Source organism: Aeromicrobium sp. SP1 (assembly GCF_055663785.1).
Window position 1 is genome coordinate 1999137 of sequence record NZ_JBQVVK010000001.1, and the last position, 17813, is coordinate 2016949.

Annotated in this window: 22 protein-coding genes; 11 read left to right on the forward strand and 11 right to left on the reverse strand. The window is 70.7% G+C overall.

Annotation, left to right across the window (positions count from 1 at the left end):
- Positions 1-46 precede the first annotated feature (46 nt).
- Positions 47-940, forward strand: a complete 894-nt coding sequence (locus ACT26F_RS09865) for a GDSL-type esterase/lipase family protein (RefSeq protein WP_471670355.1) — start codon at positions 47-49, stop codon at positions 938-940.
- Position 941: 1 nt separating this feature from the next.
- On the opposite strand, the gene ACT26F_RS09870 is transcribed toward ACT26F_RS09865, so the two are convergent.
- Together ACT26F_RS09870 and ACT26F_RS09875 are read right to left on the reverse strand one after the other, a co-directional pair.
- Entirely contained in the window at positions 942-1208 is a 267-nt protein-coding gene (locus ACT26F_RS09870) for a hypothetical protein (protein WP_471670356.1), read from the reverse strand.
- Positions 1209-1254: 46 nt separating this feature from the next.
- Complete coding sequence (locus tag ACT26F_RS09875) at positions 1255-1515, reverse strand: metal-sensitive transcriptional regulator (protein ID WP_471670357.1); 261 nt, start codon at positions 1513-1515, stop codon at positions 1255-1257.
- A gap of 296 nt (positions 1516-1811) precedes the next feature.
- On the opposite strand from ACT26F_RS09875, the gene ACT26F_RS09880 reads away from it, so the two are divergent.
- Entirely contained in the window at positions 1812-2564 is a 753-nt protein-coding gene (locus ACT26F_RS09880) for a hypothetical protein (protein ID WP_471670358.1), read from the forward strand.
- Between the two features lies 1 nt (position 2565).
- On the opposite strand, the gene mca is transcribed toward ACT26F_RS09880, so the two are convergent.
- Positions 2566-3417 (reverse strand): mycothiol conjugate amidase Mca, encoded by an 852-nt coding sequence (mca, locus tag ACT26F_RS09885; RefSeq protein ID WP_471671675.1) that lies wholly within the window; start codon positions 3415-3417, stop codon positions 2566-2568.
- A gap of 70 nt (positions 3418-3487) precedes the next feature.
- Between mca and ACT26F_RS09890 the strand changes: the two genes are divergently transcribed.
- Positions 3488-3871 (forward strand): DUF4307 domain-containing protein, encoded by a 384-nt coding sequence (locus ACT26F_RS09890; RefSeq protein WP_471670359.1) that lies wholly within the window; start codon positions 3488-3490, stop codon positions 3869-3871.
- A 66-nt stretch (positions 3872-3937) separates the two neighbouring features.
- Positions 3938-4435, forward strand: coding sequence for a transcription elongation factor GreA (gene greA, locus ACT26F_RS09895; RefSeq protein ID WP_471670360.1), 498 nt, complete (start codon positions 3938-3940; stop codon positions 4433-4435).
- A 4-nt stretch (positions 4436-4439) separates the two neighbouring features.
- On the opposite strand, the gene ilvA is transcribed toward greA, so the two are convergent.
- Positions 4440-5630: a threonine ammonia-lyase gene (ilvA, locus tag ACT26F_RS09900; RefSeq protein ID WP_471670361.1), complete on the reverse strand. Its 1191-nt coding sequence runs from the start codon at positions 5628-5630 to the stop codon at positions 4440-4442.
- 10 nt (positions 5631-5640) lie between these two features.
- Positions 5641-6774: an AI-2E family transporter gene (locus ACT26F_RS09905; protein WP_471670362.1), complete on the reverse strand. Its 1134-nt coding sequence runs from the start codon at positions 6772-6774 to the stop codon at positions 5641-5643.
- Between the two features lie 62 nt (positions 6775-6836).
- Between ACT26F_RS09905 and msrA the strand changes: the two genes are divergently transcribed.
- A complete protein-coding gene (gene msrA, locus ACT26F_RS09910; protein ID WP_471670363.1) occupies positions 6837-7472 on the forward strand; it encodes a peptide-methionine (S)-S-oxide reductase MsrA in 636 nt (211 codons plus the stop codon).
- Positions 7473-7509: 37 nt separating this feature from the next.
- On the opposite strand, the gene ACT26F_RS09915 is transcribed toward msrA, so the two are convergent.
- Positions 7510-8544 (reverse strand): NAD(P)-dependent alcohol dehydrogenase, encoded by a 1035-nt coding sequence (locus ACT26F_RS09915; protein ID WP_471670364.1) that lies wholly within the window; start codon positions 8542-8544, stop codon positions 7510-7512.
- Positions 8545-8670: 126 nt separating this feature from the next.
- On the opposite strand from ACT26F_RS09915, the gene ACT26F_RS09920 reads away from it, so the two are divergent.
- From ACT26F_RS09920 to ACT26F_RS09930, 3 genes are read left to right on the forward strand one after another with little or no spacing between them, the layout of a single operon-like run.
- A complete protein-coding gene (locus ACT26F_RS09920; protein ID WP_471670365.1) occupies positions 8671-9204 on the forward strand; it encodes a PadR family transcriptional regulator in 534 nt (177 codons plus the stop codon).
- A 17-nt stretch (positions 9205-9221) separates the two neighbouring features.
- Complete coding sequence (locus ACT26F_RS09925; RefSeq protein ID WP_471670366.1) at positions 9222-10418, forward strand: DUF2306 domain-containing protein; 1197 nt, start codon at positions 9222-9224, stop codon at positions 10416-10418.
- A 35-nt stretch (positions 10419-10453) separates the two neighbouring features.
- Complete coding sequence (locus ACT26F_RS09930; protein ID WP_471670367.1) at positions 10454-11011, forward strand: mismatch-specific DNA-glycosylase; 558 nt, start codon at positions 10454-10456, stop codon at positions 11009-11011.
- 1 nt (position 11012) lies between these two features.
- Here ACT26F_RS09930 and ACT26F_RS09935 read toward each other — a convergent pair whose 3' ends face one another.
- Complete coding sequence (locus ACT26F_RS09935) at positions 11013-11342, reverse strand: winged helix-turn-helix transcriptional regulator (RefSeq protein ID WP_471670368.1); 330 nt, start codon at positions 11340-11342, stop codon at positions 11013-11015.
- A 62-nt stretch (positions 11343-11404) separates the two neighbouring features.
- Between ACT26F_RS09935 and ACT26F_RS09940 the strand changes: the two genes are divergently transcribed.
- On the forward strand, positions 11405-12253 hold the full coding sequence (locus tag ACT26F_RS09940; protein WP_471670369.1) for an NmrA family NAD(P)-binding protein: 849 nt from the start codon (positions 11405-11407) through the stop codon (positions 12251-12253).
- Positions 12254-12305: 52 nt separating this feature from the next.
- Positions 12306-12728 carry a VOC family protein gene (locus ACT26F_RS09945; protein WP_471670370.1) on the forward strand — a complete coding sequence of 141 codons (423 nt, stop codon included), beginning with the start codon at positions 12306-12308 and terminating at the stop codon, positions 12726-12728.
- Positions 12729-12804: 76 nt separating this feature from the next.
- Here ACT26F_RS09945 and ACT26F_RS09950 read toward each other — a convergent pair whose 3' ends face one another.
- The 4 genes from ACT26F_RS09950 to ACT26F_RS09965 all read right to left on the reverse strand — a co-directional run bounded on the left by ACT26F_RS09950 (position 12805) and on the right by ACT26F_RS09965 (position 16807).
- Positions 12805-14304, reverse strand: a complete 1500-nt coding sequence (locus ACT26F_RS09950) for a cytochrome P450 (protein WP_471670371.1) — start codon at positions 14302-14304, stop codon at positions 12805-12807.
- A 1-nt stretch (position 14305) separates the two neighbouring features.
- A complete protein-coding gene (locus ACT26F_RS09955) occupies positions 14306-15124 on the reverse strand; it encodes an SDR family NAD(P)-dependent oxidoreductase (RefSeq protein WP_471670372.1) in 819 nt (272 codons plus the stop codon).
- A 112-nt stretch (positions 15125-15236) separates the two neighbouring features.
- Positions 15237-16130: a pirin family protein gene (locus ACT26F_RS09960; protein WP_471670373.1), complete on the reverse strand. Its 894-nt coding sequence runs from the start codon at positions 16128-16130 to the stop codon at positions 15237-15239.
- Complete coding sequence (locus ACT26F_RS09965; protein ID WP_471670374.1) at positions 16127-16807, reverse strand: tyrosine-protein phosphatase; 681 nt, start codon at positions 16805-16807, stop codon at positions 16127-16129. The genes ACT26F_RS09960 and ACT26F_RS09965 overlap by 4 nt, the downstream gene beginning before the upstream one ends.
- Positions 16808-16863: 56 nt before the next feature.
- On the opposite strand from ACT26F_RS09965, the gene ACT26F_RS09970 reads away from it, so the two are divergent.
- On the forward strand, positions 16864-17787 hold the full coding sequence (locus ACT26F_RS09970) for an SGNH/GDSL hydrolase family protein (protein ID WP_471670375.1): 924 nt from the start codon (positions 16864-16866) through the stop codon (positions 17785-17787).
- Positions 17788-17813: the final 26 nt, after the last annotated feature.

A 17813-nucleotide genomic window follows, 5' to 3' on the forward strand; every position in this document is an offset into this window, starting at 1 on the left:
CCTAGGGACGTGCCACGATGTGGCTCAGGTCACACTGGAGGTGTCCATGTCCGGCTCCCGCCCGCTCCGTCCGCTGCTGCTCGCCGTCCTCACCACGATCCTCACCGCCGCCTTCCTCGTCGCGGCTCCCGCAGCCGATGCGGGCAACCGCGGCGGTCACCACGGACACCACCATCGGTCCGCCAGCTACTACGTGGCGGTCGGCGACTCGCTCACGACGGGCTACCAGCCGGGCGCCGGCAACGATCTCGACGGCGGGTTCGTCGGCGGCGTCTACGACTCCGCCCGCAAGACGTGGCACAGGCTGCGCCTGCAGAACGTGGGCTGCGCGGGGGCGACGACGACCTCCCTGCTCACCGGGACGGGCTCGTCGTGCGCGTACCCCGAGGGGAGCCAGATCGCCGCGGCCGAGGCGTTCCTGAGGAAGCACCGCGGGAAGGTCCGGCTCGTCACCGTGACGATCGGCGCGAACGACGTGCAGAAGTGCGTGGGCCGCGACCTGTCGATCGACCTACCCTGCCTCGGCGCGGGCATGGCGGCCGTCCAGCAGAACCTGCCGACGATCGTCACGCGGCTGCGGGCGGCCGCTCCCCAGGCGCGCATCGTCGTGGGCCACTACTACAACCCGTTCCTCGCGGCCTGGCTCGCCGGTCCGCAGGGACAGGCGCTCGCGCAGTACTCGACCACGCTGCTGGCCCAGTTGAACGGCTACATCGACAGCGGCGCCACGGCGGGCCGGGCGAAGGTCGCGCTCGTCGACGAGCGGTTCAAGAGCACCGACTGGACGATCGTGTCGGCGCCGGGCCTGGGCGACGTGCCCACGAACGTCGCGACGATCTGCGCCTGGACGTGGATGTGCGCGAAGTCCGACATCCATGCCAACGACGCGGGCTATGCCCAGATGGCGATCGCCTTCCGGCAGGCGGCGCGGCTGCGGTGATTCAGGAGGTCGGCGGCTCGGAGTGATCGACCGACTCGGAGTGATCGACCGACTCGGAGTGGTCGTTGTCGATGTCGACCGCGCCGTTCTCGTCCTCGCCCTCCCAGGGCTGGCGGGCGCGCTTGGTCATCTTGGTGAACGACCACAGCAGCAGGCCGACGACGACGAACAGGCCGAGCGTGTAGAGCCCGGCGAGCCAGCCGATCGACTGGTTGCCGTCGGGGTCGATCTTCACCGCGGCAAGCACCGCGGACTGCAACGTGGTCACGACTCCAGCCTAACCGCGGAGGCCGCAGGCCGTTCCGGCGGCCGCGTCACGCGAGCGACAGGAAGAGCTTCTCGAGGTCGGCGACCTGGTCGGCTCCCCCGGGCTCGGAGAGGCACTGCTGCAGGCCGGTCGCGATGATCGCGAATCCCGCCCGGTCGAGCGCCTTCGAGACCGCGGCGACCTGCGTCACGACGTCCTTGCACTCACGACCCGACTCGATCATCGTGATGATCCCGCCGATCTGGCCCTGGGCCCGCTTGAGCCGCTTGACGACGGACGCGAGGTCGGCCGGATCGATCGACGTCACTGTCCGGCCGAATCGGCCCCGGCCGGAACGAGACCCAACTGACCGCCATGCCCCGCACACCACTGGTCGCGCGGCACCGCAGCACGGACCTGGTCGAGATGGTCGCCGCAGCCCTTCCACGTCGTCTTGCCGCAGGCCTGGCACGGTGCCGGTGAGCACATGGTGGATTCCCTTCGTCGTGATCCTTACGCCCGCACCCTACCCCCCTGGGTATCGAACCTGTCGCCGTGACGGCCGCGCCCCGGCCTGTGGAAATCCGGTCGACAGGCGCGAACGGCACGCGTGAGGCTGCGAGAATGCTCCGACTCCTCCTCGCCGTGCTCCTCGCCGCCGGTCTCGCCGCGTGCGGCAGGGCGCACGCCCCCGTCGAACACTCCCCTGCCACCGAGAGACTGCTGGCGTTCGCCCGCAGACCCATTGTCGAGATCGATCCGACCGACGCGCCGAAGCCGCCGCAGGGTTTCACGCGGGGCGAGGTCCGTCGCCTGGCGACCTGGCTGGCGGACGCCGCAGGCCGCATCGACGAGCTCACGGGCGTGGCGGACGTCGACCATCGCAGCGCCGCCGACTCCACGTTCTCCGCGCTCGACATGCGTTCGCGCGTGGAGTTCTCGCGGCTCATGGACCGGGTCTCGCACGAGACGCGCGAGATGCCGGTGGCGTGGGTCGTGGCGGACCGCTTCGAGCGCGGCTCACGACCGGTGGGCCCCGCCCGCGTGGTCAAGGCGGCGTGGGACGTCGACGCGCAGGCCGGTTGGTTGCAGGTCTCGCTGCAGGTGGTGCGTGCCCACCTCACGGCGCGGGGCGAGCCGATGCTGGTCGACCGGACCTTCGTTCTGTCCAGCAGCGGTCTGCGACCGGACCCGATCGACATCGGCGTCGCGGCCAGCGTCTCGGGAGTCGACCGATGCCACCTCGTCTCGACCGGCCTGTTCCGTCCCGAGCACGACCGCGCCGAACTGGAGCGGAACGCGGCGAGGATGGAACGCGAACTGGCCAGCACCACCGTCACGCCACCCTCCGGCGACGACTTCACCGCGGGGTGTTGAGTCAGCGCAGGCCGGCGAAGAGGTCGTCCTCGGGAACCTGGGTGTCGACGTGCGACGTCACGAGCTCGTAGTCCTCGGTGGGCCAGGCCTCGGCCTGGACCTCCCGGGGAACGGCGAACCAGAAGCCGTTCGGGTCGATCTGGGTCGCGTGGGCGATGAGCGCGCGGTCGCGGACCTCGAAGTAGTCCGAGCACGGCACCCGGGTCGTGACCCGCGACTCCGCCTCCGGATCGAACTTCCACGTCGAGAGGCGCTCGGCATACGGCGACTCGAGGCCGTGACGCTTCATCGCCTCGTCGATCGCCGTGATCCGCTCGTACGACCAGCCGTGGTGGTAGTAGAGCTTCTGCACCTGCCACGCCTCGCCCAGCTCGGGGTACCGCTCGGGATCGGCCGCCGCCTCGAAGGCGTGGACGCTGATCTCGTGGCACTTGATGTGGTCAGGGTGCGGGTAGCCGCCGTTCTCGTCGTACGTCGTCAGCACGTGCGGACGGAACGAGCGGATGAGTCGCACGAGCGGCGCCGCCGCCTCCTCGAGCGGGACGAGCGCGAAGCAGCCCTCCGGCAGCGGCGGCTTCGGGTTGCCCTCGGGCCAGCCGGAGTCGACGAACCCGAGCCAGTCCTGGGCGATGCCGAGGATCTCGCGGGCCTTGTCCATCTCCTCGCGCCGGATCTCGGAGATCAGGTCGGGATTCTCGAGGATCCCGGGGTGCTCGAAGGCCGGATTGAGGATGGAGCCGCGCTCGCCGCCGGTGCACGTCGCGACGTGCACGTCGACGCCCTCGGCGACGTACTTGGCGGTGGATGCGGCACCCTTGCTCGACTCGTCGTCGGGGTGCGCGTGCACGTGCATGAGGCGCAGGCGGCTGTCAGGGGTCTCGACCACGTGCCCCAGTCTTCCACGCCCCTGAGACACTGGAAGCGTGACCGACCTCGCCGACCGCTACGGACGACACCGCCGCACGCGACCGCGGTGGTTCTGGCCGGTGATCGCGACGATCGGCATCACCCTGGGCGTCGCGTGGGCGGCGTGGGCCTCGTGGTCCGACGTGCCCCCGTACCAGGCCGAGGTGCACTCCTACGACGTCGTCGACGACCAGACGACGACCGTCCGGCTGGACGTCTACCGCGACGAGTCGATCGCCCTGACGTGCACCGTCTACGCCCAGGCGCACGACAAGACGGTCGTCGGCGAGAAGGCCGTCGACGTGCCCGCCACGGGGGCGGACCATGTGCGTGTCGACGTCGAGATCCGCACCGAGCGCCGCGCGGTGACGGGAGTATTGGACTCCTGCGAACCGAAATAGGCTGGTAGACTCATAGTTTCACCCCGGGGCAGACCCGGGGTGTCGCACGTAGTGAGGAGTACAGCAATGTCGACCGAGACCGAGACCATCTGGGTGACCCGAGAGGCCTACGACCGCCTCGTCGCAGAGCTCGACAACCTCAAGAACGTCGTGCTGCCCGACGTCGTCGCCAAGATCGCCGCTGCCCGCGACGAGGGCGACCTGAAGGAGAACGGCGGCTACCACGCCGCCCGCGAGGAGCAGGGCAAGACCGTCGCCCGCATCGACGCCCTCGAGGACAAGCTCCGTCGCGCCGAGGTCGGCGAGGCTCCGGCCGACGACGGACTCGTCGAGGCGGGCATGAAGGTCACGATCCGCTTCAAGGGCGACACCGACACCGAGACGTTCCTGCTCGGCTCGCGTGAGCTGCTCTCGATGGACTCCAGCGTCGACCTCGACGTCTACTCGCCCACCTCGCCGCTCGGCGTGGCGATCATGGGCAAGTCCGCCGGCGACTCCGCCTCCTACGAGGCGCCCAACGGCGCCACGCTCGAGGTCGAGATCGTCGACGCGACGCCGTTCTGATCGCTCAGTACAACTCGTAGCCGAGCTCGGCGAGCCGTCGACGGACGTCCTCGCGGTGCTCGGCGCCACGCGTCGCGACCTGCAGGGCCACGTCGACCTCGCGCACGCCGAGCGCCTCGGCACCGCGGTCGTGGTGCACGTTGAGGATGTTGACGTCCATCTGCGCGAGCGCGGTGAGCAGTCGCATGAGCTCGCCCGGGCGGTCCGAGATCCGCACGTGGAACATGAGGAACCGACCCGACGACGCGAGGCCGTGCCGGATCACCTCGAGCAGCAGCAGCGCGTCGATGTTCCCGCCGGACAGCACGGGCACCACGGGTCCGGGGAACCGGTCGGGCTGGTCGAGCAGCGCCGCGACGCCCACGGCCCCCGCGGGCTCGACGAGCATCTTGCCGCGCTCGAGCAGCCCGATCAGGGCTTGGCTCATGGACTCCTCGCTGACCGTGACGACGTCGTCGAGCAGCTCCGTGACGATCCCGAACGGCACCTCGCCCGGGCGGGCCACCGCGATGCCGTCGGCCATCGTCGCGCCCATCGTCGCCTGCACCGGCATGCCCTCGGCGAGTGAGTCCGGATAGGCCGCCGCCGCCTCGGCCTGCACGCCGACTACCCTGACGTCCGGCCGCTCGGACTTGACCAGTGCGATCCCGGCGGCCAGCCCCCCGCCGCCGAGCGGCACCAGGATCGTGCCGACGTCGGGCTTCTGCTCGAGGATCTCCAGGCCGACGGTGGCCTGCCCCGCGACGATGTCGACGTGGTCGAACGGATGGATCAGCGTGGCGCCGGTCTCCTGCGCGAACGCCCCGGCCTCGACGAGCGCCTCCGTGACGCCCGAGCCGGCGAACCGGACGTCGGCCCCGTAGCCGAGCGTGGCCTGCACCTTCGGCAGGGCGGCGCCGTGCGGCATGAAGATCGTGGCGCTCGCGCCGAGCTTCGCGGCGGCGAGGGCGACCCCCTGGGCGTGGTTGCCGGCACTGGCCGCGACGACGCCGCGCTCGCGCTCGGCCGGGTCGAGCCGCGCGATCCGCGTGTACGCGCCGCGGATCTTGAACGAGCCGGTGCGCTGGAGGTTCTCGCACTTGAGGTGGACGTCGCGACCGGTCAGGTCGTGCAGCCAGCGCGAGTGCGCCATGGGCGTGACCTCGCTGATCCCGTCGAGCAGTTCCCGGGCAGCGCGCGCGTCATCGAGGTCCACGTCCGCCAGCCTAGGACTCCGGCGCCGGGTCGCCGAGATCGCGGGACTCGTCGCCGAGGACTCCGTCGGTCCCTGGTGGCTCATCGGCCGCGAGGTGACGCACGACGCTGTTGATGCAGGCGGCGAACGGCACGGCCAGCAGCGCACCCACGATGCCCGCGACCACGACGCCCGCGGTGATCGCGAAGATGATCGCGAGCGGGTGCAGCGCCACGATGTGTCCCATCAGGAACGGCTGCAGGACATGGGCCTCGATCTGCTGGACCGCGATCACCCCGCCGAGCATCAGCAGCGCCGTGACGGGGCCCTGGGCGACGAGCGCCACCAGGACCGCGACCATGCCCGAGACGAGGGCACCGATGATCGGGACGAACGCCCCGAGGAAGACCAGCACGCCGATCGCCGCCGCGAGCGGGACCTGCAGGACCAGCGCCACCGCCGCGATGCCGATCGCATCCACGAGCGCGACCAGCACGGTCGCCCTGACGAAGGCGGTCAGCGACGCCCACGCGGCCCGGCCCGACGAGCGCACCTGGGACTGCGACGCGCGCGGGAAGATCGTGACGACCCACGACCAGATCCGCTCGCCCTCGTAGAGGAAGAAGAACAGCGAGAACAGCGCGATGAAGAATCCCGCGACGAAGTGCCCGACCTGCGTCCCCACCTCCGTCGCCTGACGGATCACCGACTGGTCGCTGGAGGAGATCGAATTCTGCAGGCGCTCGATCCACTCGCTCAGCTGGGCGTCGGACAGGTGCAGCGGTCCGGTCCTGGCCCAGTTCTGCAGTTGCGCGATGCCCTCGACGACGCTGTCGCGCAGGTCCTCGAACTGGGTCGAGAGCTGCTGGCCCACGAGTCCGATCAGGCCGACGAGCGCGATGACGAGCCCGAACACGATGATGAACGTGGCCAGGATCCGGGGCAGCCCCCGGTCGGACAACCAGTCGACCCCCGCGATCGTCAGCGCCGTCAGCAGGACGGCGATCGCGATCGGGACCGTGACCTCCGAGAAGTGGCCCAGCACGATGGCCAGGAAGTAGCCGGCGGCGCCGATGACGACGACGCGCCATGCCCACGCCGCAGCGATCTCGACTCCGATGGGAACCTGATAGCGGTCGTGACCGCGGCGGGCCTCGTTGCTCACGCTCCGAGGCTACGGGAACACCTGCCGCCCGCACGGCGTTGTGCAGGGCACAGGAGGCTTTCATGCGATTCGGATTCGACAAGACGACCCTGCCCACGCCCGATGCGGCGCTGCCGGGACGCGACACCCGCCCCTTCACCGTGGGCGACCGTCACCTCGTGACGGGCAACCCCATCGAGACCGACGGCCCCGAGGGCTTCGGGGTCGCCGTGTTCGGCCTCGGCTGCTTCTGGGGCGAGGAGAAGACGTTCTGGGAGCAGCCCGGCGTCTGGTCCACCTCGGTGGGCTATGCCGGCGGGATCACGCCCAACCCCACGTACGACGAGGTGTGCACCGGACGCACCGGGCATGCCGAGGTCGTGAAGGTGATCTTCGACCCCTCGGTGACGTCCTACGCCGACCTGCTGAAGGTGTTCTGGGAGAACCACGACCCCACGCAGGGCATGCGCCAGGGCAACGACCGCGGCTCGCAGTACCGCTCGGTCATCCTCACCACGACCCCCGAGCAGCAGACCGCCGCCGAGGAGTCCCGGGACGCCTACCAGAAGCAGATGACGACCCACGGGTACGGCCGGATCACGACGCAGATCAAGCCGCTCGACGACTACTGGTACGCCGAGGAAGGCCACCAGCAGTACCTCGTGAAGAACCCCTACGGGTACTGCCCGCTGCACGCCACGGGGATCTCGTACTCCTGAGTCGGGTGTCGAGGGCCGCGTCCCGATCAGTGTCCGATCACGGCACGACGACGGCGCGGCCCAGGACACGACCCTCGTCCAGGTCGCGATAGGCCTCGACGACGTCGTCGAGGCGATACGTCCGCGTGTGGACGGCCACCCGGCCGGACCGCGCCAGGTCCAGGACCGCGTGCAGGTTGGGCAGGGTGCCCCAGAACGGGGCGCTCGCGCGGACACCGAACGGCACCAACCCGTGCGCGAAGGCCAGCCGGCCTCCCCCGGCACCCACCATCGAGATCGAGCCACCCGGGCGGACCACCTGACGCGCCAGGTCCAAGGTGGTGTCCGAGCCCACGAAGTCCAGCACGACGTCGACGCGGCTTCCCCCGGTGACCTCGCGCAGTGCGGACCTGGTGTCGGCGTCGCCCGGAAGGACGTGGTGCGCGCCGACGCGCGCCGCGAGCTCGCGCTTGTCCTCGGCCAGCTCGCTGACCACGACGGTCGCCGAGGTCGTCGCGCGCAGGATCTGGATCGCGACATGACCGAGTCCTCCCGCGCCGATCACCAAGGCGGTCGAGCCGGGGCCCAGGAGATCGCGTTCGGCCTCGATCACGTGGTACGACGTGAGTCCGGCATCGGTCAGGCCCACGGCCGCGACCGGGTCCAGGCCGGCCAGGGGCACCAACTGTCGCGGGTGGTCGACGAGCACGAACTCGGCCACTCCCCCCGCACCGCCCAGACCCAGCCGCCGGACTCCCGACGCCTCGACCTGGTCGCAGTAGTTCTCGGCGCCGGTACGACACACGTCGCACCGCCCGCATCCCGCCGCACCGTAGACGGCGACCTGCTCGCCGAGCGCCACGGAGGTCACCCCCTCACCGAGCTCGACGACCTCGCCGACGACCTCGTGCCCGATCGCGAACGGCAGCGGCCACCGGAAGTCGGCCGGGTCCCGCGTCATCAGTCCCAGGTCGGTGTGGCACAGGCCCGCCGCGAGCACCCGGATCAGGACCTGACCGGCCGCGGGAACCGGTGTGGGCACGGTGACGACGGCCGGTGGAGCGCCGAACGCTTCCAGGAGCAGTGCCCTCACGTGTCAGCTCCCGCACCAGTCATCTGGACAGACTATGACACTGACGTCAGTTTCAACTGATGGGCGGAGCGCGCAGCGCACGGCAAACATGCACTCTGAATGATTCGGCTCGGTAGAGTGCTACGGGTGCCGCCCACTGCGCTGACGACCGCGTCCTACCTCGTGCTGGGCCTCGTGCGCTTCGCGCAGAAGACCACACCCTACGAGCTCAAGTCGCTCGCCGAGTCGACCGTCGGTCCGTTCTGGGCGCTGCCGCACACCCAGATCTACGCCCAGTGCGACAAGCTCGTCGAGGCCGGGCTGCTGCACGAGGAGCGGCAGGAGGACGGTCGGCGCCGACGCACCCTCACGATCACCGACGCGGGCCGCGCGGCGCTGCGGGGTTGGCTCGGCGACGACACGTTCGTGCCGATCGAGGCGCGCGACCTCGGCGTCCTCAAGCTGTTCTTCGGCGCGGACCCCGACGTCCTGGGTCCCACGCAGGTGCGCGAGCACGAGGCGATGCTCGCGAAGTACGAGCAGTGGCGCCGGGACTTTCCGGCCGACACCCCCGCCGGAATCCTCGGCGCGCTCGAGTTCGGCGTGCAGTACGAACGCTGGATGGTCGAGTTCTGGAGTTCTCGCATGAGGACCTCCAAGAGTGGTTACAGTACAGACTGAACCATTCAGGAGGAACGATGAGTCTCGGGAACACCGCCCACGCAGATCGCGGCCGTCGCGAGCGCTGGCTGCAGCGCACCATCTGGACGATCGTCGTGGTCTCCGTCCTCTACGCGCCGATCGCGATGACCGACGTGTGGCGCTACCGGTTCGAGAACACTCCCCTGATCGGCGAGACGCTGCTGTCCCACGCGGTCTCGCCGCAGTACGTCGCAGACGCGCTCGTCACCCGCCTCGAACCGTACCGCCACAGCTTCTGGGCGATCCTCGTGCACTCCGTGCTCGGCGGGCTGCTGATGCTGCTCGGGCCGGTCCAGCTGCTCACCGCCCTCAAGCGCCGGCGCGGCGCACACCGCGCGACCGGTGTCCTCTACGCGGTCGTGGCCCTCGGCTCCATGGTGGGCGCCGGGATCTACCTGATCCGCACGCCCACGAGCGAGGTGTACTCCGGCGGCCTCTTCCAGGTCGCACTGTCGGCGATCCTGATCGGCACCGTGATGTCGGTCGCCTACGGCGTCTTCGAGATCACGCGCGGACGGCGGCAGACCCACCAACGCTGGATGGTGCTCAGCTATGCGTTCCTGTTGACCGCTCCCCTGCTGCGGATCGAGTGGACCACCCTGCCGACGCTGTGGCCCGGCCTGTCGATGGACGAGATCAACCGCATCGGCTCGATGACCCTCGGCGGACTCGTCGCCTTCGGCGCACTGTGCGTCTCGCGCGCCCTCGACCGGCGGCCGAGCGTGCGCGGCGTGACCGGCACGTGGGCGCCGTGGTCCGTCCTCGCTCCCGCTGCCGCACTCGGCGCGGTGATGCTGGCCGCGTGCGGGGCAGGGATGCTCGACGGCGACCCGCAGAACGCGCGTCAGTACTGGGGCTTCGTGGTGCCGTTCGTCGCGTGCGCCGCCGTCGCGATCGTCCGGTGGCGGCAGGCGGTGTCCGCCGGACGCGACTGGCCCGGCGAGGAATGGCGCATGCACCTGCTCGCGATGAGCCTGGTCCCGCCGGTGGCCCTCGTCGTCGGCTACGTGCTGGGCCTCGCGATGGGCCTGGACTGGCCGGCGTCGGTCGCCACGGGGCTCGTGATCGGCTGGGGCGCGATGGCCGTCTTCGCGACGATGGCTGTCAACGTCCGACTCGTGATGGCCGAGGTCGACCGCGAGCGCTCCGCATCGCGCGAGCGGCGACGCGCCCTGGTCGCGGCCGGCCGCTGAGTTCGGCGGAGCGGGCACCCGGGCAGACTGGGCCGGTGGGCTGGAGTCGTGAGGAACTGGAGTCGTTCGCCGGTCGCACGATCCCGGACGTGATGCCCGCGGACGTGCGGCTGCTGTTCGTCGGCATCAACCCCGGTCTCGTCAGCGCCGCGACAGGCCTGCACTTCGCCCGGCGCGGCAACCGCTTCTACCCTGCGCTGCGCGCTGCGGGCCTCATCGACACCGACGACCCGGCGCACGGCTCGGCGCAGCTGGCCGAGCGCGGCGTGGGGATCACGAACCTCGTCGCCCGCGCCTCGGCCCGGGCGGACGAGCTCGATCCCGCCGAGCTCGTGACGGGCGCCGTACGGATCGCCGAACTCGTGCGCGAGCGCAGGCCCACGGTCGTCGCGGTAGCGGGAATCACCTCGTACCGCACCGCGTTCGCGCGCCGCACCGCTCGCGTCGGCCGACAGCCCGAGGGGATCGAGGACGCCGAGGTCTGGGTCGTGCCCAACCCGAGCGGACTCAACGCCCACGAGACGGTGGCGTCGCTGGCCGCGGCCTACCGCGAGGTGGCGGTCGCGGCCGGTGTCCTCGACCCGCAGCCCTGAGTCACTCGGCGAGGACCGCGGGCATGGCGGCCTCGACGGCGGCGACCAGGCCGGCGGTCGCCTCCGCCACCGCGAGCCCCGGGTCGGTCAGCGCGTACACGACGCGCTGGGGCGCCTCCGCCTCGCGCGAGACGAGCCCGTCGGCGACGAGGTCCTTGAGCGTGGCCGAGAGCATGCGGTCGCTGATGCCGCCAACAGCCTGCGCCAACTCGCCGAAGCGGCGGGGCTGGTCACGCAGGGCGGACAGCACGAGTGACCCCCAGCGCGACGTCACGTGCCCGAAGACGGCCCGCGAGGGGCAGTTCGGGTCGAAGACGTCGAAGGGGACCATGGCTTGACCCTACCACTTACCCATGTATAGTGCTTACTAAACGTAAGCACCTAGGAGAACTCATGACCATCGCCGTCACCGGCGCCACCGGCGCGCTCGGCACCCTCGTCATCGACGCCCTGCTCGAGCGCGTTCCGGCGAACCAGGTCGTCGCCCTCGTGCGCGACGTCGCCAAGGCCACCCCGCTCGCAGCCAAGGGCGTCACCGTGCGCCACTTCGACTACGACCAGCCCGAGTCCCTCGCCCGCGAGCTCGACGACGTCACCGACCTGTTGCTGGTGTCGGGCAACGCCTTCGGCCAGCGCCTGGCCCAGCACAGCGCCGTCATCGACGCCGCGAAGTACGCCGGCGTCCGGCGCATCGCCTACACGAGCGTGCTGCACGCCGACACCGTCCAGAACCCGGTGGCCCCCGAGCACGTCGGGACGGAGCAGTACCTCGCCGAGGCGGGCATCGACCACGTCCTGCTGCGCAACGGCTGGTACCACGAGAACTACGTGCCGAGCATCGGCGCCGCGACGGCGACGGGCGCGATCCTGACCAGCGCGGGCGAGGGCCTCGTCGCCAGCGCCGCGCGGGCCGACTACGCCGAGGCCGCCGCGATCGTCCTGACGACGCCGGACGCGAAGCCCGTGTACGAGCTCTCCGGAGACGTCGCGTGGAGCCAGCAGGACCTCGCTGACGCGATCGCGGACGTGACGGGCCAGCCGATCGCCGTGGCCGCGGTCGACGCCGACGCCCAGAGCGCCGCGCTCAAGGAGGCCGGGCTCGACGACGGCACGATCGGCTTCATCGTGGGCGTCGACGCCGCGATCGCTGCCGGCGACCTCGACGACGTCACGGGTGAGCTCAGCGCTCTGCTCGGTCGCCCGACCACCCCGCTCGTCGACGTCCTTCGCGCGGGCGCCTGAGTGACGCGCCTCGTCGCGCCGAGCACGCCGGACCCGGCCTAGTCTCGAAGGCATGGAGCAACGACTCAGTCTCGTGACGCTTGGCGTGGCCGACCTCGGGCGGGCGCGGACGTTCTACGAGGACGGCCTCGGATTCGTGAAGGACAACCCCGAGGACGAGGTGGCCTTCTACCAACTCCCGGGGATCGTCCTGGCCCTGTGGACCCGAGCCGACCTCGCCGAGGACGCCCGGCTTCGGGACACCGGCGCGACGTTCAGCGGCATCACGCTGGCGCAGAACGTGCGCTCGCGCGAGGAGGTCGACGCCGTCATCGCGCAGGCGCAGGCGGCGGGCGCGACGGTGCTCAAGCCCGGGACGCCCACCGACTGGGGCGGCTACTCCGGCTACGTCGCCGACCCGGACGGCCATGCGTGGGAAATCGCGCACAACCCGTTCTGGACGATCCACGAGGACGGCCGCACGACCCTGCGCTGAACGCCCGCGGCGCTGGCAGAGACGTTCAAGGGGGCAATTCGGCGAGATCAGCCCTCGAACGTCACTGCCAGCGGGCTCAGTGGGCCACCGGGCAGACTCCGGCGGGCACCTCGGCGGGGCCTTCGTCCATCGCGGGGGGCTCGACGCCCGGGGCGCCGGGCGTGCGCGGCGTGAGCGTCAGGCGGAAGTCCTTCGGCACGATCGTGAGGCGCTCGTCGATCCTCAGGTCGTAGTCGCGCTCGCCCGCGATGTCGTACCGGTGGACGAGCCGGGCGAGCACGAGGATCGCCTCGTGCAGCGCGAACTGGCGGCCGATGCAGGCCCGCTCGCCCGTACCGAAGGGCTTGTAGATGTTCTTCATCCGGCCCTTGGAGTTCTCCGGCAGGAACCGGTCCGGCACGAACGCGTCGGCCGTCGGGCCCCACGCCGCCTGGTCGCGGTGCACCATCGGCAGCACGATGATCGCCCAGTCCTCGGGGCTCATCACTGCCTCGTGGTCGGTGCCCGCACCGATCGTGGTGGTCTCCCGCGGGGACCGGGCGAAGGCAGGCGCCGTCGGCCACAGTCGCAGCGCCTCGTCGAGGCACCGGCGCAGGTAGCGGAAGCGCGGCACCTGCTCGAACGTCGGCTCGGCCTCGGGGTCGTCGCCCAGCAGCGCGTCGGTCTCGGCCTGCGCCTTCGCCAGGATGTCCGGATCGCGCGACAGGTAGTAGAGCACGAAGCTCAGCGCGCCCGAGGTGGTCTCGTGGCCGGCGACGAGGAAGGTCAGGATCTGCTCGCGGATGTTCTGGTCGTCGAGCTTGGCGCCGGTCTCGGGGTGCGCCTCGTAGAGCATGCGGTCCAGCAGGTCGTCGTGGCGCTCCCCCGACTCGCGGCGCTCGCGCACCATCGTGTCCACGAGGTCGTCGACGTAGGCGCGGTACTCGGCGTTCTCCTCGTCGATGCGACGGGCGATCCGCTTGCCGCCGGGGATCGAGTCGAGCGAGGACTTGTTCATCCCGGTCATGAGCGCCGACACCATCGCGTCGACGAACGGGTGCCGCTCACGCGACGTGAACGAGCCGAAGTCACGACTGAACGCACACCGGCTGATCGTCTCCATCGTCAGCTTCGTCATGTCGGCGGTGACGTCGATCGGACCCTCGAGCGCGTCCCACACGGCGAACATCTCCGCCGCGGTCTCGAGCATCGTGTCGTGGTAGCCGCGCATCGCGCTCTTGGAGAACGCGGGCATCAGCACGCCGTGGGCGGTGTGCCAGTTCTGCTCCTCGTCGTACGCCGTGAACAGCGCGTCACCGACGAACTCGCGCAGGGCGGTCAGCGCGGGCGGCAGGTTCTTGTGGAACCGGGACTCGTCACAGAGCTCGGCCGCGAGGGCGGCATCGGCGACGAAGACGAACTTCTGCGCGAACACCCGGACCTCGAACAGCGGACCGAGCTCGGCGCCGACGCGCATGACGTTCGCGAGCGGCGTTCCCGTGCGCAGGTTGAGCGCGTCGTACGCGATCGGACGACGGCCCGGCGGGTGCGGGAACTTCTGGCCGCCCCAGGCGTTCTTGACCTTGAACATGCTCATGTCAGAGGCCGGCCTTCCCCGCGAACCGGCCGACGAGGCGCTGGTAGCGCGATCCGGCGATGCGGGCGATCAGGTCGATCGCGTACGCGTCGGCGCCGATCAGCACCTTGGCCTTGCCCTTCTCGACGCCCTTGAGGATCACCTCGGCCGCCTTGCGCGGGCTCGTGTGCGCGATCCTGTCGAACGACTTAGCGAGATCGTCGTGGTCGAGCCCGTCGACCTGACCGGCGTTGCGCGCGACGTTGGTCTTGATGCCGCCGGGGTGCACGCACGTGACCTTGACGGGCCGCTGCCGCGCGAGCATCTCCATCCGCAGCGCCTCGGTGAACCCGCGCACCGCGAACTTCGCCGCGTTGTACGCGCCCTGGGTGGGCACCGAGATGATGCCGAAGACGCTCGAGATGTTGACGACGTGGCCGTCGCCCGACGCGATCAGGTGCGGCAGGAACGCCTTCGTGCCGTTCACGACGCCCCAGTAGTCGACGTCCATGACCTTCTCGAGGTGCTTGAAGTCCATCGCCTCGATGTCGCCCGTGAAGGCGATGCCAGCGTTGTTGTAGACCTGATGGACGGCGCCGAAGTGCTCCGCGATCTCGTCGGCGTACGCGAGCACGCGCTCACGCTCGGTGACGTCGAGATGATCGGCCCGGACCTGCGCTCCCGCGGCCTTCAGCCGACGCTCGGTCTCGGCCAGTCCCGTGGAGTCCACGTCGCAGATCGCGACCTTCGCCCCACGAGCCGCGAGTGCCTCAGCGAGCGCCTGGCCGATGCCCGATCCGGCGCCCGTGACGACGGCGACCTTGCCTGTGAAGTACGACATACCCACCTCCAGATACCGACAGTATCTGAGTTGGATCGACCGTCAACTGTAACTCGCAGTTATTTTGACACTGGTGGTGTCACGATGCGCCGGGACGCCCTGCGCCGCGACGTCAGTCGTGACGGACGCGCGGGCGCAGCCGGACGTGTGGGAGCGGCGGAGCCGGGATGATCTGGTCGTCGTGACCGTCGACGTGGCCGAACCGTGCGGCCTGCGCCTCCCACTCCTCGCGAGCTCGCACGATCTCCTCGTGCGAGCGGCCGATGAAGTTCCACCACATGACGAGGTGCTCGTCGAAGGGCTCGCCGCCCAGCAGCATGACGATCGTGTCCTGCTCGACCTCGAGCGCCAGAACGGCGCGGCCGGGCGCAAGGTAGCGCAGGCCTCGGTGGGCGACCGGTGCCGCACCGACGCGGACGTCGCCGTCGACGGCGAGCACGCCGTACTCGAACGCCGGGTCCAGGTCGAACTCGTGACGGCCCGGCGCGAGTCGCAGCTCGACCCCCACGAGCGGCGTGTGCACCGTGGCCTTGGAGGTGGCGCCGGCGAACGTGCCGACCAGGACCGTTCCGGTCCAGCCCGACCCCTCGACGCGCGGCAGGTCGGGATGGTGCTCGAAGGCCGGCGGGCCGAGGCGGCGTCCCTCGGGCAGCGCGACCCAGAGTTGGACGCCGTGCATCGGCCCGGGCTCGCCGACCGTGAACTCCGAGTGCGACACGCCGTCACCGGAGGTCATCAGGTTCAGCTCGCCCGGTTGCAGGACGACGTCGCTGCCGAGGCTGTCGCGATGGCGGATCTCACCCACGATCGGCCACGTGACCGTCTGCAGACCGGTGTGCGGGTGGGGCAGGACCTGCATCGTGTGGTCGGTCGGACCGAAGTGGTCGACGAAGCACCACGCGCCGATCGTCGGCAGCGCCTTGCTCGGCAGGGTGCGGTGGACCAGGAGTCCACGCAGCCCTCCCAGCGGGACCTCGCGGGGTTCGATCGTGTGGTCGGCGGTCACGCGACCAGCGTAGTTCGCAGCCGGTCGACCGTCTCGTCCTCGCCGCCCCATCGGCGGAACCAGGCGACGGCGCCCCCTGGATAGGCGTCCCACGTGTCGAGCACCCCGGTGATCGCCTCGGCGGGCGTCGCGAAGTACTGGGTCGGCAGTTCGGCCCGGCGCGGCCCGTAGAGGCGACGGAATCGCGCCTCGATCTCGGCCTCGTTGCGTGCCGTGACGAGGTAGTCGTCCACGATCGCCCCACGATCGGCTCCGAGCAGGGCGAGCACCATCGCGATCGAGACCCCGGTGCGGTCCTTGCCCGCCGCGCAGTGCACGAGGGTCGGGCCCTCGGCGCGCGACACCGTGTCGACGACGTCGACGAGGTGACGCGCCGTGGTGCGCAGCATGAGCTGGTAGAGCTCGGCGAGGCTGTCCGGCGGTGCGACGCCCGGTCGCAGCGCGCTGAGCAGCGGAAAGTTGTGGACCGCGACGCCGGCGCCGGCGAGCGGATGCTGCGGCTCGGTCTCGGCCTGCGACCTCAGATCGATCACGACGGCCGGCGGCCAGACGATCCCGACAGGAGCGATGTCGTCGCCGAGCGGCAGGGCGCTGCGCAGGAGTCGCCCGGGCCGGATCGTGCCGCCGGCGACGGGCGTTCCACCGAGGTCACGCAGGTTGGGGACGAACTCGCTCACCGAACCATCCTAGGGAGCCGGTCCGACACGCTGGACCGCCTTCCTACACTGTTCGGGTGCCCCGACCCGTGAAGACGACCGCGAAGGCCGCCGCCGGTACGGCCGCGGTCGGCGTCGGGACGTACGGGTTGCTCGTGGGCGAGGCGCTGCTGGCACGGAGGCGGATCGGCACCACCGCGCACCGTCCCCCGTCGGGCAACGGCATCTACGGCGACGACCTCCCGGGCGAGCCGCTGCGCTGCCTGCTGCTCGGCGACTCGACGATGGTGGGCTATGGGATGACCACGGTCGACCAGACTCCCGCGGTGCAGATCGGGATCGGTCTGTCGCACGTGCTGGACCGGCCCGTGCACATCCGCAACGAGTCGGTCGTGGGTGCCCGGTCGAGCCACCTGCTGGACCAGATCGCCCTCGCGGAGGACCACCGTCCGCACCTCGCGATGATCCTGATCGGCGCCAACGACATCACCCACCAGGTTCCGGCCAAGCGTGCGGCCCGGCGGCTGGCCGCCGCCGTCGCCCGACTGCGCGCGACGGGCACCGAGGTGGTCGTCGGGACGGTCCCCGACTTCGGCACGGTCAAGCCGCTCCCGGTGCCGCTGCGCTCGGTCTGCCGGATCTGGAGCCGGCACCTGGCCCGCCGCCAGACCGTCGCCGCGGTCAGCGCGGGGGCACGGGTCATCTCGTTGGCCGATCTGCTCGAGCCGCTGTTCCTGATCAAGGGAGACGCCCTCTTCGGTGACGACCGGTTCCATCCGAGCGCCGACGGCTACGCCCGGTTGTCCGGGTTCCTCGTCGCCGCCGCGGTCGCCCAGTGGCGCACCCGCGGGGCGCTGCCGGTGCGGGTCGAGGGCGAGCCGACGGAGCAGATGCCCCTCGACGAGGCCGCCGAGTGGGCCTCCGAGCACGGTGGCACGCAGGTCGCCCCAGGTGGCGCCGGTGCGCGGCGGTGGGTCAGCGTGCGCCGCTTCCGGCGCTGAAATCGCCCCCGCACACCCCGTTGGGC

Excerpts from the sequence above, each read along its gene's own strand:
- ACT26F_RS09865 (WP_471670355.1), top strand. The coding sequence starts at position 47 with ATGTCCGGCTCCCGCCCGCTCCGTCCGCTGCTGCTCGCCGTCCTCACC.
- ACT26F_RS09880 (WP_471670358.1), top strand. The coding sequence starts at position 1,812 with ATGCTCCGACTCCTCCTCGCCGTGCTCCTCGCCGCCGGTCTCGCCGCG.
- mca (WP_471671675.1), bottom strand. The coding sequence starts at position 3,417 with ATGCACGTGCACGCGCACCCCGACGACGAGTCGAGCAAGGGTGCCGCA.
- greA (WP_471670360.1), top strand. The coding sequence starts at position 3,938 with ATGTCGACCGAGACCGAGACCATCTGGGTGACCCGAGAGGCCTACGAC.
- msrA (WP_471670363.1), top strand. The coding sequence starts at position 6,837 with ATGCGATTCGGATTCGACAAGACGACCCTGCCCACGCCCGATGCGGCG.
- ACT26F_RS09925 (WP_471670366.1), top strand. The coding sequence starts at position 9,222 with ATGAGTCTCGGGAACACCGCCCACGCAGATCGCGGCCGTCGCGAGCGC.
- ACT26F_RS09935 (WP_471670368.1), bottom strand. The coding sequence starts at position 11,342 with ATGGTCCCCTTCGACGTCTTCGACCCGAACTGCCCCTCGCGGGCCGTC.
- ACT26F_RS09940 (WP_471670369.1), top strand. The coding sequence starts at position 11,405 with ATGACCATCGCCGTCACCGGCGCCACCGGCGCGCTCGGCACCCTCGTC.
- ACT26F_RS09945 (WP_471670370.1), top strand. The coding sequence starts at position 12,306 with ATGGAGCAACGACTCAGTCTCGTGACGCTTGGCGTGGCCGACCTCGGG.
- ACT26F_RS09950 (WP_471670371.1), bottom strand. The coding sequence starts at position 14,304 with ATGAGCATGTTCAAGGTCAAGAACGCCTGGGGCGGCCAGAAGTTCCCG.
- ACT26F_RS09955 (WP_471670372.1), bottom strand. The coding sequence starts at position 15,124 with ATGTCGTACTTCACAGGCAAGGTCGCCGTCGTCACGGGCGCCGGATCG.